The organism is Jeotgalibacillus campisalis (assembly GCF_000829515.1).
Classification (GTDB): domain Bacteria; phylum Bacillota; class Bacilli; order Bacillales; family Jeotgalibacillaceae; genus Jeotgalibacillus; species Jeotgalibacillus campisalis.
On sequence record NZ_JXRR01000022.1, the window covers coordinates 286,439 to 301,233 of the forward strand.

Annotated in this window: 20 protein-coding genes; 5 read left to right on the plus strand and 15 right to left on the minus strand. The window is 38.9% G+C overall.

Annotated elements, in window-relative coordinates; genetic code table 11:
* Positions 1 to 47: 47 nt before the first annotated feature.
* Genes KR50_RS17185 through KR50_RS17195 form a run of 3 tightly spaced genes read right to left on the minus strand, consistent with a single transcriptional unit; the run spans position 48 to position 1,556 of the window.
* Positions 48 to 782 (minus strand): class I SAM-dependent methyltransferase, encoded by a 735-nt coding sequence (locus KR50_RS17185; RefSeq protein WP_041061506.1) that lies wholly within the window; start codon positions 780 to 782, stop codon positions 48 to 50.
* A gap of 22 nt (positions 783 to 804) precedes the next feature.
* On the minus strand, positions 805 to 1,152 hold the full coding sequence (locus KR50_RS17190) for a DUF3147 family protein (RefSeq protein WP_041061508.1): 348 nt from the start codon (positions 1,150 to 1,152) through the stop codon (positions 805 to 807).
* Positions 1,137 to 1,556: a MarR family winged helix-turn-helix transcriptional regulator gene (locus KR50_RS17195; protein WP_041061511.1), complete on the minus strand. Its 420-nt coding sequence runs from the start codon at positions 1,554 to 1,556 to the stop codon at positions 1,137 to 1,139. The genes KR50_RS17190 and KR50_RS17195 overlap by 16 nt, the downstream gene beginning before the upstream one ends.
* Before the next feature lie 635 nt (positions 1,557 to 2,191).
* Between KR50_RS17195 and KR50_RS17205 the strand changes: the two genes are divergently transcribed.
* A complete protein-coding gene (locus KR50_RS17205; protein WP_041061518.1) occupies positions 2,192 to 3,040 on the plus strand; it encodes an alpha/beta fold hydrolase in 849 nt (282 codons plus the stop codon).
* A gap of 59 nt (positions 3,041 to 3,099) precedes the next feature.
* Positions 3,100 to 3,675: a DUF6434 domain-containing protein gene (locus tag KR50_RS17210; protein ID WP_041061521.1), complete on the plus strand. Its 576-nt coding sequence runs from the start codon at positions 3,100 to 3,102 to the stop codon at positions 3,673 to 3,675.
* Positions 3,676 to 3,878: 203 nt separating this feature from the next.
* Here KR50_RS17210 and KR50_RS17215 read toward each other — a convergent pair whose 3' ends face one another.
* Complete coding sequence (locus KR50_RS17215) at positions 3,879 to 4,208, minus strand: DUF3889 domain-containing protein (protein WP_041061853.1); 330 nt, start codon at positions 4,206 to 4,208, stop codon at positions 3,879 to 3,881.
* Between the two features lie 254 nt (positions 4,209 to 4,462).
* On the opposite strand from KR50_RS17215, the gene KR50_RS17220 reads away from it, so the two are divergent.
* Positions 4,463 to 4,966: a hypothetical protein gene (locus KR50_RS17220; protein ID WP_041061524.1), complete on the plus strand. Its 504-nt coding sequence runs from the start codon at positions 4,463 to 4,465 to the stop codon at positions 4,964 to 4,966.
* A 190-nt stretch (positions 4,967 to 5,156) separates the two neighbouring features.
* Here the strand turns inward: KR50_RS17220 and KR50_RS17225 are convergent, their stop codons facing one another.
* The 7 genes from KR50_RS17225 to KR50_RS17255 form a co-directional block, all read right to left on the minus strand.
* Positions 5,157 to 5,810: an SDR family oxidoreductase gene (locus tag KR50_RS17225; RefSeq protein ID WP_041061527.1), complete on the minus strand. Its 654-nt coding sequence runs from the start codon at positions 5,808 to 5,810 to the stop codon at positions 5,157 to 5,159.
* Between the two features lie 159 nt (positions 5,811 to 5,969).
* Positions 5,970 to 6,176: a hypothetical protein gene (locus KR50_RS17230; RefSeq protein WP_041061530.1), complete on the minus strand. Its 207-nt coding sequence runs from the start codon at positions 6,174 to 6,176 to the stop codon at positions 5,970 to 5,972.
* A 135-nt stretch (positions 6,177 to 6,311) separates the two neighbouring features.
* The gene (hepT, locus tag KR50_RS17235; RefSeq protein ID WP_041061533.1) at positions 6,312 to 6,713 is read right to left on the minus strand and encodes a type VII toxin-antitoxin system HepT family RNase toxin; all 402 of its coding nucleotides are present in this window, start codon (positions 6,711 to 6,713) and stop codon (positions 6,312 to 6,314) included.
* A 63-nt stretch (positions 6,714 to 6,776) separates the two neighbouring features.
* The gene (locus KR50_RS17240) at positions 6,777 to 7,478 is read right to left on the minus strand and encodes a class I SAM-dependent methyltransferase (protein ID WP_041061537.1); all 702 of its coding nucleotides are present in this window, start codon (positions 7,476 to 7,478) and stop codon (positions 6,777 to 6,779) included.
* A 257-nt stretch (positions 7,479 to 7,735) separates the two neighbouring features.
* Positions 7,736 to 7,960 (minus strand): hypothetical protein, encoded by a 225-nt coding sequence (locus KR50_RS17245; RefSeq protein ID WP_041061539.1) that lies wholly within the window; start codon positions 7,958 to 7,960, stop codon positions 7,736 to 7,738.
* 213 nt (positions 7,961 to 8,173) lie between these two features.
* A complete protein-coding gene (locus KR50_RS18360; protein WP_084215655.1) occupies positions 8,174 to 8,956 on the minus strand; it encodes an SMI1/KNR4 family protein in 783 nt (260 codons plus the stop codon).
* Between the two features lie 290 nt (positions 8,957 to 9,246).
* Positions 9,247 to 9,552, minus strand: coding sequence for a hypothetical protein (locus KR50_RS17255; protein WP_041061541.1), 306 nt, complete (start codon positions 9,550 to 9,552; stop codon positions 9,247 to 9,249).
* A gap of 230 nt (positions 9,553 to 9,782) precedes the next feature.
* Here KR50_RS17255 and KR50_RS17260 point away from each other — a divergent pair, with 230 nt between their 5' ends.
* Positions 9,783 to 10,319, plus strand: a complete 537-nt coding sequence (locus KR50_RS17260) for a TetR/AcrR family transcriptional regulator (protein ID WP_041061542.1) — start codon at positions 9,783 to 9,785, stop codon at positions 10,317 to 10,319.
* Positions 10,320 to 10,395: 76 nt separating this feature from the next.
* Entirely contained in the window at positions 10,396 to 11,547 is a 1,152-nt protein-coding gene (locus KR50_RS17265) for an MFS transporter (protein ID WP_052477193.1), read from the plus strand.
* A 73-nt stretch (positions 11,548 to 11,620) separates the two neighbouring features.
* Here KR50_RS17265 and KR50_RS17270 read toward each other — a convergent pair whose 3' ends face one another.
* The 4 genes from KR50_RS17270 to KR50_RS17285 all read right to left on the minus strand — a co-directional run bounded on the left by KR50_RS17270 (position 11,621) and on the right by KR50_RS17285 (position 14,688).
* On the minus strand, positions 11,621 to 12,316 hold the full coding sequence (locus tag KR50_RS17270; protein ID WP_041061544.1) for a phosphatase PAP2 family protein: 696 nt from the start codon (positions 12,314 to 12,316) through the stop codon (positions 11,621 to 11,623).
* Positions 12,317 to 12,692: 376 nt separating this feature from the next.
* On the minus strand, positions 12,693 to 13,940 hold the full coding sequence (locus tag KR50_RS17275; protein WP_041061546.1) for a DUF4153 domain-containing protein: 1,248 nt from the start codon (positions 13,938 to 13,940) through the stop codon (positions 12,693 to 12,695).
* 38 nt (positions 13,941 to 13,978) lie between these two features.
* On the minus strand, positions 13,979 to 14,194 hold the full coding sequence (locus KR50_RS17280; RefSeq protein ID WP_041061549.1) for a helix-turn-helix domain-containing protein: 216 nt from the start codon (positions 14,192 to 14,194) through the stop codon (positions 13,979 to 13,981).
* A gap of 11 nt (positions 14,195 to 14,205) precedes the next feature.
* Complete coding sequence (locus KR50_RS17285; RefSeq protein ID WP_041061552.1) at positions 14,206 to 14,688, minus strand: DUF2975 domain-containing protein; 483 nt, start codon at positions 14,686 to 14,688, stop codon at positions 14,206 to 14,208.
* Positions 14,689 to 14,795: the final 107 nt, after the last annotated feature.

Genomic DNA, 14,795 nt, shown 5'->3' on the forward strand with positions numbered 1-14,795 from the left:
CTTTAGACTTTAGAATATTGCTTTCAGACATCATAGTTATATAGAACTTATTTTTTCACACAGGAAAATGCCAATACGACGGGAATTCGAAGCCTCCTTTGATATTCATTTTCGTCTGTGAAGTTTTCACGTGCAGGTTTGCCTTCTCGTAAGTCCGTTACTACAAATCCGGAGCGGACAAGGGCGCTGAAATAGCTTTCGATTGTGTGATGATATTTCACGACGATTTGATCAATCCAGGGTTCTTTTCTTTCCCCTTCAAGAAAATAGTCATCGACTACCCAATTTTCACGTTTGTCTCCACTTTTTTTACTTGTAAAAGATGCGGTAGTGAGAGGGTGTTGCACGCTGAACACGAACCTTCCCCCTTCTTTTAGAGATCGATGAATGTTTTGAAAAAGCCCGTCTAACTCTTCTACATAATGGATGGCAAATCGTGACGTTACGATATCGTACTTTTCTAGTGGGTAATCATAGGTTTCCATTGTATGATGATGAACTTCTCCATTCATCCCCTTTAGATTCTCCCTTGCTGCTTTGACCATTTGTTCAGAGCCTTCTATTCCCGTATAACCTGCTGCACCCCGCTCAATTAATTCACTGCCAAAGGAAGCATCGCCGCAGCCTAAATCTAGTATCGTTTTATGCTGAACGTCATTTAACAGCTCATAGATGATTGGCGTTTCAATGGCATGATTCGGGCTATCCTTCCGCCCTCTTCTTTTCATATAGTTTGAGAAAAAAGCTTCCTGGTCATATGCACTTGGTCCCTTGTACTCCATGTCATTCTCCTTGTGAACGTATTTATGCAGCACTTCTAATATAATCGATCACCGCATTTTGAACAGTTAAAAATAAGAGCCATCCACCTAGGCCTAACCCAATCGAAACAAATAGATGAACGGAATGCTGTAAAGCAAAATACACAATGAGCAGCAAAACCGCTGTTGCTGGGAACCCCCAAAGCACCCCTAAGGCAAACTTGCTCAGGACGGCTGCTTGCTCTCCTTGAACATAGAGCCAAATGATACTCAATAAACTGACGAGGGGAAGAGCTGCGATCACCCCTCCGTATGATGGAAACCTTCTTGAAATCTCCGTCACTGCCCCAATGACAATCGCTGAAGCCACGATTTTCATGACAATGAACATGATTTTGCCCGCTCACTTAAAAGTTGGAATGCCTTTTCTACGAGTTCTTTCTCACTGTCTTCTAAACCATCAATGACGTGTTGCAGCTTCTCTTCATCGAGGCTTGTATTCCGATGTAACACGTCTCTCCCTAAATCGGTCAGACGAAGCACCACTTTTCTTTCATCAAGCGAATCTCTCTCTTTAGTTAGTAACTTCTTTTCAATAATGCGCTTCACATGCTCAGAGGCTGTATTCTGAGACACTTGAATATGAGAAGCAATGTCATTCACCCCGACTCCATCTATTTTATCAACAAGCTGCAGAATCCGGACCACCTGATGAGAAATTTTTTCCTTGTGCGGGTAGTGTAAATGAAAGTAAATATCTGTCCAGTATTGATTTAATTGATTTGTAGTCCCCATCGTAAAAGCACTCCTTTATATCTTTTTAAGCGATTATATCGTAAAGTAAGATATAAATAAAGAATACGATCGAAATTTTATAAGAAGTTTAGCAGGACATATAAAATGATTATGGCAAGGACAATATAAACTACATACTTCCCAATATTCTTTTTTCTATCTTTTTCATAAATAAGAGCCTCTCCAAAGATAGCTGTAATCATTAAATAAAATACAAAGTCATGTCTTATAAAAGCATAAACTAGTATCCCAATAGTCACTGTAATTCCGATAAGGGAACCATAATTTATAACTTTTGAAATCTTTTGAATGGTATATCCTCCTTTTACGCAAATCCATAATTTCTTTTACCGTAATCGCTCTTGTATGCTCAAGCATTGCCGCAAGCTCACCCATTTTTTCTGAAAACTCTCTGTTGTTTCGAATTCGATATTCTATCATCCTATTCCCCATTCCTTATTAGTAAGATTACCAATAAAAAAGGAGAAATATAGTCTGATATTAAAAGGAAATTATTGATATAATTGGATTAGGTATTCGTTTGGAGGAAGTAGGAAAATAGAAAATTGAGAAGGCCACATCGCTTATGATTTGGTCTTTTGGTTAGTTGTACACTTAATGGCGGAGGGATATTGATGTGGGAGAAAAGGCAAATAGAGACGGCAAGAGGCGAGTTTGAGGTTTTCACAGCAGGCAGCGGAGAGCCGCTATGTGTGACGCATTTATACAGTGAGTTTGACGAACGAGGCTATTATTTCGCTGATCCATTTGTAGACTTTTTCACCGTTTATCTTGTCAATTTGAAGGAAGCGGGAAACTCTTCACGAGTGGTTCATGAAGAGGAGTTGAGCATGCGTGAAACGGCAATGGATTTAGAAGCGATTCGGATGTCGCTTGGCTTTGATACGTGGAATTTTGCAGGTCATTCTACAGGCGGCATGCTGGGGTTGGTTTATGCAGTGGACCACCCTCATTCTTTAAAGCGTTTAATGGTGGGTGGAGCATCCTCTTCAAACGACTATATGAATTACAAGGACAGTATTTACAGTCAAAAGAATCCAAAAAATAAAAGGCTCAAAGACATCTTCTCGATTCTGAATTCACCTCATGCAGCAACAGATGAAAGAAGGCTGGCTGGGAGAGAATGGACGGAAATGTCTTTGCATGAGCCAAGCCGTTTTGAAGAGTACTTTTCCAAACCAAGCAGCGGGAAGGTCGTACCAAAACGGTTAGATTATTATTCCTATAAAGAGCTCCCCACGTATGATATTCGAGATGATATTACGCAAATCAAGACACCAACTCTCGTTTACTGCGGCACCTACGACGCTCAATGCCCCATCCATTTTTCAGAGGAAATCCGCAAGCTTGTTCTTGGGTCTGCATTCTACGAATTTGAAGCAAGCAATCACCTTCCTTATTTAGAGGAAAAGGATAAGTTTATTGAGATGATCAAAGATTTTATTGGTTTAGGATCAAGATAGTTTACCAAAAAGGGAACAAATGTTCTATAATAAAAATAAGTATATACGGGGGTGTATGAATGAAACCTATATTGACAAAAGAGACATGTGCAGAACAATTTCAAGACTATTATTGGTTAAAGGAAGAGTTACAGCTATTTTGCAGAGAACATGGACTGAGCGCTTCAGGTTCTAAGCAGGAGATTTCCGATCGAATTGAAACTTTTCTGCGGACAGGTGAGATTAAGAAACCTGTGAGAAGGTCAAAAATACAAACGAAAAAGGAGTCTCAGCTGGAATTACATCTTGATACGGTGATTACGGAAAACCATCGCTGTAGTCAACATGTCAGAGCCTTTTTTAAGTCCATAATCCCGAACTTTCATTTTTCTACCTACATCCAACACTATTTTAAAACGAATGCAGGTAAAATCTATCGTGATGCAGTAGACGCCTGGTATGAGGAAGAAGAGCGAAAGAAAAATCCCCTGTTCAAGAAAAGCATCGCACCTCAGTTTGAATATAATCAATTCATTCGCGACTTTTTTGCCGATCTGAATAATAAAGGGAAGAGCCGTGAAGAAGCGATTCAAGAATGGAATGAAATAAAGAAGCTTCCTGGAAGCAATACATATATCTCTCAAAACAATAATTAATTTTTTGGAATGATCATGTCAGTTTCCCCCGCGTCCACTACAGCAACCAAAATAGATAAGATTGAATGAATCCACTGTATACCAAACGTACTGTGATAAATGTAATTCTTCCAGGCGTTGTGGACGAAAAAAGTTCCGGAAGAGCAGCAATACCCCTGAATTGCTGAATCTGAAAAGGGATAAAGTACACTTAATTAAATGATTTACCTAGTTGTTTCTTGAAAGTCAATTTTAACTACTTTTTCAGTTTCGGTATTGTACTCAATATTTACGAATACACCGAACTCATTGCCACCCTCTTTTAGCCATAATTTAAATTTTTCAATTGTCGTATCATTTTTCGATTCTTTACCTACATGCAAGTAGTCAATAATTTCAGCATTAGGGTATTTTGATTGTGTTTCTTTCACAGCAAGACTTCCCCACTTCGCGTAAGTTGGAGCTTGATGTTGTGCCAAAGTTGTAGTTGATGCAGGTGTTAAAGCTGAAATCGCTATGGTACAAATTCCAATTGCAATAATGGTTTTTCGCATACTCATTCCCATCTCCTTTTGATTAGGTTGAGCAACTTTCATAAAATCATACTCGATATCGTGTCATCAAACATCATCTGTTAGAAACCTCAAATCAGACCTTCGTATTAATAAAGCTAACATGCTGAATCGTTTTAAATCAGCGTTTTTATCTAGATGCTCTTTTTAAAGTAAAATAAATGTATTCAATTATTTCATGAGTTCTTTCTTCAAAGAAGTAAATACTACATTAAAAAATAGAGGAGGGACAGTTGTTGAAATTGATCCCAGTAGTATTTTTACTTTTCTTTGGCTTAGCGATTTCTTCTTATTTAACGACAAATGCAAATTCAGATGACCCAGAGAAGTCATTTCGCGATGCCCTAAAAAACGATGGTTTTGTAACGCTTGAAAAGGCTGTGGAACAATTTGAGAAAAAGGTAGAGGAAAATATTATTTTACCTGACATTCCGTTTGATGCGAATATAAAAGTAGGAAAAATAACAACTGAGGGATCATTAAATTTAAAATGGATTTCTACAAATGAAATTGATACTAGAACACTTTGGATGGACGTTGTTCCAATAAAAAAAGAACTTAAATTAAATCCTGAAAAGTGGGAAATACTAGAATTACCTAATGGGGTTAAAGCTTACTACGATGATAATCATTACTATGAATTAGTCCTGCAAAAGGGCAGCTTTCATTACTTTATTAACCACGATAAAGAAAATATAACTAAAGAAGATTTCATTAAAATGGTAAAACGATACCAATAACTTTAGTATTCAAATAGTATAAATCACAATCAATACATGAATGACTTCTCATAGCACATACGTTCACTGTATCAATAGATCCATAACTATTTAATGTCAGGTGAATTCTTTTCATTTGATAGATTCAACCATCAACCGTAAAAGAACCCCAGGATCTTGACCCTGAGGTTCTTACCTAATTCATTCTATTTTAAAGCGATGTTACTGCTTCTTGAACTGGCTTCACTCCGCCTACTACCTGAAATTCTTTTCCGATTGTTGAGTCGTTTTCAAGGACGGAAACAATGACGCTTGCTACGTCTTCTCTTGGAATTTCGCCCCGCTCCACTGTTTCTCCTGCCGTTACGGTTCCAGTTGCAGGGTCATTCGTAAGTGCACCCGGATGAACAATCGTGTAATCCAGGTCAGTGTCTCTCAACCAACCATCTGCATAATGCTTCGCTGCCACATATGGTGCAAATGATGAAGGAGCAGATTGAATTGCTTCACGAGTTGTGTCAAATGAGCTGATCATCACAAATCGCTTTACGCCTGCTTTTTTCGTGGCTTCAATGGTTTTCACTGCGCCATCAAGGTCAATCAGCATTGTCTTATCAGGACCCGTTTTAGGACCGGAACCAGCAGCAAAGACTACTGCATCCACACCTTCAGCTGCTTCTGAGATCGCATCTATATCATCCTTCTCAAGATCTTTCAGGACCGTTTCAGCGCCAAGATCTTCAAAATAAGAAGCCTGCTCCTGCTTTCGGATCATCGCTCTCGCTTCCAGCCCTTCCTTTTCCTGAATCATGGATACGGCATGCTTCCCAACTTGTCCATTTGCTCCAACTACTAATATCTTCATTTCCTTCACCCTTTCAACTTTTTCTATTTGTATAGGATAACGTTTTGGTTTGGGGTGTGTCTAAGGATCTGTTTGAGGAAGCGGCTTTGCTGAAAGCAGTAATGTTTGCTATATAATAAAAAAGATCAGGGTGACTCCGCCTGACCTTTTAGCTATATTTCATTTGTATTTAAAAACATCTTCGAAAGAATGAAATTCTCCGCTATTCGCTTCCTCAATATCCATCTTCTGATCATCAGTTGGTTCAACTTTATCAAATTCTTCTTCATATTTACTCAGTGTCTCCAGAATTTCTTTTACCTTTTCTAAATTCTCTTCTGAAATATTATCAATTAATTTATATAAATCCTGTCTTCTTACAGCCATAAAAGCACCTCCCATAAGAATACTTCTTTAATTTATAGAATTAAATAGCTCAGCGTTTTTGAAGCTGAATATTAATTTTCTTCTAACTAGCATAAATACTCGTAAAAAAAGGTAAGTTTCATTTTTCATTAACAATTAATAAGCCAAAATCGCTTTCGTGTACTCCATAAAGTCAACAAGACGATCCTCAAGGACATGCTGCAGAATAACAACATTTACTTCGTAGTCATGAACGGCTGTCTTTTGGAAGGCGATCATTGCTTTCATTTTTTGACTAAGCGGGGAGGAGATGACCTCTTCCTTTTCAAGAAAAGTAAATGCATCCCGACGATTTTGAGGTAAGCCAAGCTTCTTCTCAGCTACAATATGCATTGCGATGTCAATGCTTGCTTCACAAGCTCTTTGAAAATTTAAAATGATGGAATCTTGCTTTGTGAAGTCATTTAAACTTGCCGGCTGATCATCGTATACTTCTCGAATCCGGTGAAGGCAGCGCTCGATGATACTGATCTTGTTTAAAATAATGTCATTCTTCATTAAATACCGACCCACCTTCCTCGATGTCATCTTGATCGTATTAACCCTATTTGGAAGAAGAAATTAATTTCTAAGCTGCATCAAACTAACCCATAAAAAGTTTTCACCAAATAATCCATCCATATGATTAATCTTTTTCATTTCCCTAAAATTAAGGATATTGAAATCATTCACAAACACTTCTTTCAATCGTTCTTCTGTGTAACCTATTCCTCCATGTAAGCTGCCTTTTTCGTATACTTCCCAATCCGGTGTACCTAAGGCACCTTCAGTATTGAAGCAAACAATCCCGAAGTATCCATCTTTTTTCAGTGCTTTTTTCAGTATTTCAAGATAGGTTAATCTGCGATGTGGTGCTAAATGGTGAAACAACCCACAGTCATAAATAAAGTCATAAGTGTGGGCCTCAAACTTGAAGTCAAATAGGGAAATACAATGAAATTCTATATTAACCTCCTCTTCTTTCGCTCTTTCTTTTGCCCATTCAATCGCATTAGAGGAAACATCCAAGGCATCTACCTGACAGCCTTTCTTAGCCATATAAACAGCATTCCTGCTTGGTCCGCATCCTATTTCCAATACTCGCTCAGGTGCTAGCCCGTTAGTAAAATACTCTACAAGATTCTCATCAGGGCCCTTATTTTTGAAAAACGGAATTTCTTTCGTTCTATCCTTATAAAAATGATCCCAAAATTCCTTCGGCTCTCTTAGGAATCCATCCAGCATTTCATTCAGATCTTCGTAATTCAGGATTGCCTTTTTCAACTAAATCGCCCCTTAGTAAAAGTGATCTCTCTTACTATTTTACTAAATTTTCCATTCTTGATGTAACATAGTCATTATTTTCACATATATTCATATGCAAACATAAATCAGAAAAGCCTCCAAACAAACTTTGGAAGGCTTTTACGAAACACTGATCCTATTTATCGTACAAATAGACTTGAAATAACGTTTCGATGATAAACATCTTATACATACTAGCTTTTTCTAACTTTTAATGCCCATTCATTTATCTAAGATTACTCCTCTTCCACCATAATTTCACTGGCAATTCTATTATTAATCTCATTATTTCCCTCTTTATCAATCACCCATAAATGTACGATAGGGTCTTGTGCATCGCTTATATATTCGTCCAAATCCTCAAATTTTTCAACTTCTCCACTAAATGTAGTGTCTGTCATCATCAAGTAGAACTTCGAATGTTGGATATGATGCTTCAGGATCGATATCGTCTTCTCCAACGATAATGCTGTTTTCCTTTACTTCAAGGATTGTCCCCTGGAAGTCAGCATTGTGCTTATTATCACCTTCACGCCCGCATCATAATATTAAAAGAATCAACAGTGACAGTAGACTAGTTAGCCATTTCTTTCTCATACTGGCCCCCTTGCTACCTTTTGCTTCATCCTGGATTTACATTTCAAGTTTCATAAGGGATGAAGTATTCAGTTTTCCTATTTCTTTTCAGAAAAATACATATCCGCATAATACTCGATCTCTTTATCCTTTCTTATAACAGACACTATTTTTTCAACAGTTACATGAGACAAGAGACCTGTTTCATTAAAACCGTCTGCAACATTAGCAGCTAGTTGTTTAAATTCCAATTGTGGACTTTTAAGAAGTTTAAGCAGCTGCTGTTCAATAAAATCTTCATTCCCTTTTGAGTTTTCATATAAATAGTCTATTGCAGGTATCAGTTCCTGTTCGTCATTACTTGCTAAAGCTGCTTCCACTTCTTCAAGAGTATACTCTGTTTTCTCGACTTCAATGACCGTGTCCTCCAGCTCTTCCATCACGAACAACCCCGTTAAAAACTCGCTAAAATTAGGAGCTAACTCTATGATCTGTTCCCTCTCTGTGTCTATGTAGATAATCGGAGGCTCTTCTTTTGTCTTTCGATAATCAAATGCAATCCATGAGTGTCCGTCGCCCGAAAATAGGACTATCTCTTTAGGCAATCCCCATTCCTCGATTAAATATTCGCTCTGCATTATGCCGTCTTTTTCTGCCAGGCCTAAGATATGTTCAATATGAATAAAATCCTCACCCCAAGAAGTTTGCTCATTTACAGGGAAGGCATTATAGATGATCATCCCGCCATTTTGCTGCTTCAGCAGCTCAATATAAGCTGCAGGCAGTTTTACTTTCAGCTCCTTTTCTTCTTTTTCTATTGCCTTGGTTGTTAAAGGTTCTAATTTGTAGTATTCATTTTCATCCTGCCAGATTTTCTTCATCATGATAACTCCTCTATAATTTGTTTTATGAGCTACTTTTAATACTTTATTTTAATTGAAGTTTCTTATTGTGTTTTCATTTTGTTGATTATGTTTACCCACGTTCATTAGGCTTCAATAGCCAAAAGATCCCTGTCCCAAACAAGGCGAAAAAAAGCTGATCCAGCCAGTTCCAGTTCTCGAAATCCAGGAAAAAAGTGAGGCCAAAAAACAACAGAAAAATCAGGACATAGCGGATGAGCATGGATTAAGACTCCTTACTTTTATTTTGGATGGATTAATTTTAGGATCTAGCCCCACCACATCGCCGTTACAAAAATTGACCAAATAGATGCACCAGGCGCCACAATAAAGAAAACCAACAAAAATAAATCACGATAGTGTGAAACCGAATCTTGTTTTTTGAATAAGAGAAATAGCAAGAAACCTGACACTAGGTATAATAAAATCCCTATAATTGTTGATCCAGTCAAGTAAAATACAGGGGCGGTTGGAATGAAGTATTCACTCAAAAAGTAAGCTAGCCCTTGACCAAATATGCATAACACGGTAGCTAGTAAGAACATGCCAATCCAAACCCTATTAAAATTTTTCATTAAAGGGACCCTCTTCCTTTTAGTTATCCATTCTTCTAACAATGGATGGAATTTAACTGGATATAAATTACGTTTAGTCCGCCAAAATAAATGTTGCTCTTATTCTATTAAATACCATTTTATGAAAAGAATCCATTTTATTTTCTAATTAAAATTGGCCTCTCTCGTTTGCAACCAGCAGTCGAGTATGTTAATTTTAGAGTGATCATTCTATCTAAGGTGGTAAGCTGATGAGTAAAAAGAGACAGGATTTAGTCGAGCGTGCTGACGTGCTGTTTTATGAAAATGGTTTTCATGCGATTGGCCTTAAGCGGATTGTAGGAGAAGCAGGCGTTGCTTTGATGACGCTGTATAATCATTTTGATTCGAAGGAAGATCTGATTTTAGAGGTGCTGAATCAGCGGGGGGAAAGATATTTTGCCTATCTGGAAGAAGCTGTTTCAGAGGGGAATGCTAAGGATCTAGCTTCTATTTCCCGGTTATTAGCCGACTCACATGTTCGCTGGCTGCGCTCTGAAGGCAGTAACGGCTGTATGTTTTTACGAGCAAAGGAAGAGTATTCTTTTGAAAATCAACAAATTGTGAAACAGGTTGTTGCTCATAAAGAGTCGTTGCGCTCATTTTTCCTCACACATGGCATGACGGAAAAGCAGGCTTTGCAGCTGGCCATGCTGTTTGAAGGAGCGACTGCTTTAGCTGAAGTACATGATCTGGAGGATGTGGCAAATGAATTTAGCGATTTGGTTCACATGCTTTTTAAAGAGTAAGCTGTCGGAATGGCTTATTCTTTTTTTTGAAGATAAAGTAGAGTGACCGTTCTATATATTAAAGGAGGTACTATTTATGTGGAAATTTGTATTGCCGGGCATTGCGATGATTGGTGTCACGTTTGCATTTGCCCGTTTTAGCTTTGGTTTATTTCTTCCGCCCATCTCCCAAACGTTGAATCTAACAGAAAGCAATGCCGGCTTAGTCGGCTCGACTGCTTATGCAGCTTATTGTTTAGCGCTGTTGACTTCCTCTTATTTTATTCAGAGATGGGGTCAATTCCGGGTCGTTCAATTCGCCGGCTTAAGCGCGATTTTAGGATTGTTGGGGATTGCCTTTTCGCCTAATTTTTATATATTGGCAGGCAGCACGTTTATCGCGGGGCTTGGGAGCGGCTGGGCGTCGCCTGCCTATGCTCAAGTAGCAACAGAATCGTTTAAGAAAAGAGATCAGGACAGAGGCAACACCTGGATGAACAGCGGAACCAGCTTTGGTCTTGTCGTTACCTCGCCGATCGCGCTCCTTTTTACCGACCAATGGCGGCTAGCCTTTATTCTTTTTGCTGTTATCGCTCTAGTTGTAACGGTTTGGAATATGCGGGTTCTTCCATCGAAGAGGCCTGATTCTGTTCCCACGGAAAAGCCCAAGTCGTTTGCTTTTGTTAAACAGGCAAAGTTTCTTCTGGCAGCTTCTTTTGTGATGGGTGTCAGTTCATCTATTTTTTGGACGTTTTCAAGAAGCTACTTAACTTCCGTGCATGAAATGAGTGCAGGTGAAAGTGTCCTCTTTTGGGTCGTTATGGGCTTGACAGGGATCATTGGCGGAGCAGCGGGAGGCTTGATCCAAAAGATCGGCTTAGCTTCTTCATATCGTTCGACGTTATTGATGATGATGCTTGCCATTGCTGGGATTACCATCCCGAATTCGGTAATCATCTACTCTTCTGCCGCTTTGTTTGGCGCTGCTTATATCCTGATGACGGGCATTTTCATTGTATGGGCATCTCGGCTCTTTCCAACTCTCCCATCCATGGGGGTTAGTTTATCCTTTTTATTCTTAGGACTCGGGCAATCCCTTGGCTCATCCGTTGCAGGCGGTACCATCCAGGCTGTTTCGTATCCTTTTAGCTTTTTATTATTTGCTTTTATTGGACTTGTTGGATTGTTTGTACGCGTGAAGAGTGAGAATTCAAAAGGAGAGGAGCAGACAAAGAGCGCCATTGTGTAGGTGAATGTCTCCCTTTCCTCTTTGCTGCATAGAAAAAAGCATCCCTAAATGGAGGGATGCTCACGTTAGACAATTAGCTTATTTTACTTTTTCCCGCTTTTCTTCCAGTATGCCATAACGTAATTTCAAGAATTGCGATACAGCTGACCAGCCATGTCAGACCAAGTGACAGCCCGCCGATTACGTCTGTAAAGTAATGAACGCCAAGTGGAAGGCGGCTGAAGGCAATTAATAAAATTAAGATGCCAAGGAAGATATTGATCAGCCATTTTGCTAAAGCATTCAGTTTACTTCTCATGACCAAATAGATAATAAATCCGTAAAAAACGATCGGCGCGGTTGAATGTCCGCTGGGAAAACTGTAGCCTGTTCCATCATATGCATCTATTATATTCGGGCGATCTCTGGAAAATGCCGCTTTAAGTCCGGCAATCAAGAGTGTAACTCCACCCATTGCAATAACAAAATAAACAATTCTCCACTTTTTCCGCTGATAAAAAACCCATAGCACCACAAGCATGATGATCGATCCTAAAGTCAGTGCCCAGACTGATCCGAGCTCTGTTATCCATGCGAAAAAGGTTGTAACACCTGGTGTTGCAAGGCTTTCAGCAAAATCTGCAGCATATCGGTCAATCATGAACATTTCATTTTCCAGCACTTCTTCACCAAGCTCTGAAAATATGTAAAAACCTCCACCTATTATTAAAAGTGCAGTAACAATTAAAATATACGTTCTGGCAGGTATTTCTTTTATTGTATTTAGCATCCTGGTTTACTCCTTACTTTAGTCATGATAATACGCATTCCCTGTTTTGATGCTTGAGAAACGTATAAACTGTAATGAGCCTACATCGATCCTTTGAACAATAAAATTTATTGTTGATAATGACAAATGAGCCTGTGACAAATGTTTGTCTCAGACCCTTTGACCGGTTCACTTCGCTTCAAGTGGACGCTTTCCGCAGGGACGACGCTGAACCTCCTCCGGGCTTTGCCCTGCGTAGTTTCAGCTAGCCGTCATATCCTGCTGGAGTCGCCACCTTCCGCTCCGCTCACCTCATACGAATGATCGTTACTTCCTTTATTTAAACTTTTTAAGTTTTGTCTCAAACTTGTATTGGCTTTTCGTTATATTAAACATTCTACTTAAAGATTAGAGGAAAGGTAAATAGAACGAAAGCTGCCCAAAGTCCGTAGACCGGCAAATATTTTGTAACGGCATCTTGGATCGTTGAAGGGCCGGATTTGTTTCGCAGAAATTGCATATAGGAGAGCATAATCCACAGTAGATTTGCCCAGATCAGGATGTTTACGCCTAGAACAGCAAGTCTATTTGGCGTAATTCCATAAGAAGAAAGTCTGAACACGATGGCTGATAAAGCCACAGTGTCAATGATCAGCGCAAGAGAAATTAAGGCAACATTTATATAATCTGAAATGCTCTTTTTCTCGTCTGAGTCGCTCTCGATAATGGAAAAGATGGTAACGGCCAATACACCAAGGAGTATTCCGTTGAAGGCGATCAGGAAATCGCGGTCCATGAATGGATTTTTTCCGAGCCATATAACCATTATAAGGTAGACAACCAATGTGACTAGAACGAGGGGACTGAAAATTTTAGCTAAATACGGTGTGATATTTTTAGCCAGTGTAAGGTTCAGTGATGCCAGGTAGGCAGCCACAATCGCGAGGGCGGCGGCACCAAATAAAACGACATTGCTAAAATAGAAATTTTCAATATTCAAGCCAATAAAGCTGAATAACTCCAGGGTTAACACCGCCAGTACCATTCCGCTAACGGCCATGCTGGCGTAGAGAATACCAACTTCCACAGTAAATTTAATATAAGCTAATCTTGTACGGTCATTTAAAAATTCATTTCCTGTAAATGCAAGCCCCGAAAGTACCCATAAGAAGATGGGAAAGTGTAAATAAACAAGTATGTTACTGTCTGAGTAATTCAATGGCAGCATAGTAAGATAAATCCCTGAAGCTAAGAACAACGCTGCAAGCGAAAAAATAATACTGTTTTTCGGAGGATTCTTGTAAACAAAAAAGGCAGCGATAAAGGGAATTACACCAAATGCCAGATTAACCGGAGCAATTGCTTCTTGTTCAACAAAATGGAACAGGATCCTAGTACTAATACCAGCCATAATAGCTAAAAGGCCCATGAATAAGAACTCTTTTTGAAGCAAGGAAGATCTTTCTGCACTTGCCGTCTCCTTGAAATGCAATCTTTCATGCCAAACATCAAGAACTTCAGAATCAGGATTGTGTTCCCAGGCGTATGATAATGACTTTTTAAAAGCTTTCGGGTCTTTTCGATACATTCTCTCCAGCTCATGAGGATTAGCAATATTTTCTAGTATTAACTTGTTAAGCTCCATCGTCGTACCTCCCCTATAGATACTTTTCTCCACAATGACTAACGGTCTTCGTCACTTTTGTATTCTAAAATATCTCCTGGCTGACAGTCTAAAGCCTTGCAAATGGCCTCTAATGTCGAGAATCGAACCGCTTTTGCCTTTCCATTTTTCAATATAGAAAGGTTCGCCATTGTTATGCCAACCTTCTCCGAAAGTTCGGTTACGCTCATTTTCCTTTTTGCTAACATCACATCAATATTAATGATAATGGTCATTGTCATTCACCTCAGACGGTTAAATCATTTTCTGATTTGATCGTAATTGCTTCTTGTAAAAGTTTTTGGAGAACTGCCGCAAAGACTGCGATGACCAACGAAGCAAAAGGAACCACCAACCCGATAAAGATAACGCCCGGTGCATCATCTGCTTCCGCAAACAGATAAAAAAGCGGCCAAACGAGCACATGCAACATACTGATTGAGATGGCGCAGTATTTAATTTTCTTTAAAGCCTTTACAGATAAATCGGAGAAAGCTTCATTTTTGTCAATGTAGCGCAGCAGTTTGAAAGCCTGATACAACGCAAAGTAAAAAGGGATCGCCGATGCATCAAATGCGATGTACACGAAATATTTTACAAAGGAAAACTCAGGAAGCAACGTTGCTGCAAGATCTGCCAGCTCAGGCACCAAAAAGATGCACAAAGCAAGAACCGGGACCCCTAAAAGAATAACGGCGATTTTTAAAAACAACGTAGTTACTTTTTCCATAAAAGCACACCTCACTTCTTTATTCTGATTTTGATTTTACTCTAGTATATATTGTTTTACAATAAATATTTATTCCTTATCAAAATTTATTTATTGTGTAATTTATT

Excerpts from the sequence above, each read along its gene's own strand:
- KR50_RS17185 (WP_041061506.1), bottom strand. The coding sequence starts at position 782 with ATGGAGTACAAGGGACCAAGTGCATATGACCAGGAAGCTTTTTTCTCA.
- KR50_RS17190 (WP_041061508.1), bottom strand. The coding sequence starts at position 1,152 with ATGTTCATTGTCATGAAAATCGTGGCTTCAGCGATTGTCATTGGGGCA.
- KR50_RS17195 (WP_041061511.1), bottom strand. The coding sequence starts at position 1,556 with ATGGGGACTACAAATCAATTAAATCAATACTGGACAGATATTTACTTT.
- KR50_RS17205 (WP_041061518.1), top strand. The coding sequence starts at position 2,192 with ATGTGGGAGAAAAGGCAAATAGAGACGGCAAGAGGCGAGTTTGAGGTT.
- KR50_RS17210 (WP_041061521.1), top strand. The coding sequence starts at position 3,100 with ATGAAACCTATATTGACAAAAGAGACATGTGCAGAACAATTTCAAGAC.
- KR50_RS17215 (WP_041061853.1), bottom strand. The coding sequence starts at position 4,208 with ATGCGAAAAACCATTATTGCAATTGGAATTTGTACCATAGCGATTTCA.
- KR50_RS17225 (WP_041061527.1), bottom strand. The coding sequence starts at position 5,810 with ATGAAGATATTAGTAGTTGGAGCAAATGGACAAGTTGGGAAGCATGCC.
- KR50_RS17230 (WP_041061530.1), bottom strand. The coding sequence starts at position 6,176 with ATGGCTGTAAGAAGACAGGATTTATATAAATTAATTGATAATATTTCA.
- hepT (WP_041061533.1), bottom strand. The coding sequence starts at position 6,713 with ATGAAGAATGACATTATTTTAAACAAGATCAGTATCATCGAGCGCTGC.
- KR50_RS18360 (WP_084215655.1), bottom strand. The coding sequence starts at position 8,956 with ATGAAGAAAATCTGGCAGGATGAAAATGAATACTACAAATTAGAACCT.
- KR50_RS17255 (WP_041061541.1), bottom strand. The coding sequence starts at position 9,552 with ATGAAAAATTTTAATAGGGTTTGGATTGGCATGTTCTTACTAGCTACC.
- KR50_RS17260 (WP_041061542.1), top strand. The coding sequence starts at position 9,783 with ATGAGTAAAAAGAGACAGGATTTAGTCGAGCGTGCTGACGTGCTGTTT.
- KR50_RS17265 (WP_052477193.1), top strand. The coding sequence starts at position 10,396 with ATGTGGAAATTTGTATTGCCGGGCATTGCGATGATTGGTGTCACGTTT.
- KR50_RS17270 (WP_041061544.1), bottom strand. The coding sequence starts at position 12,316 with ATGCTAAATACAATAAAAGAAATACCTGCCAGAACGTATATTTTAATT.
- KR50_RS17275 (WP_041061546.1), bottom strand. The coding sequence starts at position 13,940 with ATGGAGCTTAACAAGTTAATACTAGAAAATATTGCTAATCCTCATGAG.
- KR50_RS17280 (WP_041061549.1), bottom strand. The coding sequence starts at position 14,194 with ATGACCATTATCATTAATATTGATGTGATGTTAGCAAAAAGGAAAATG.
- KR50_RS17285 (WP_041061552.1), bottom strand. The coding sequence starts at position 14,688 with ATGGAAAAAGTAACTACGTTGTTTTTAAAAATCGCCGTTATTCTTTTA.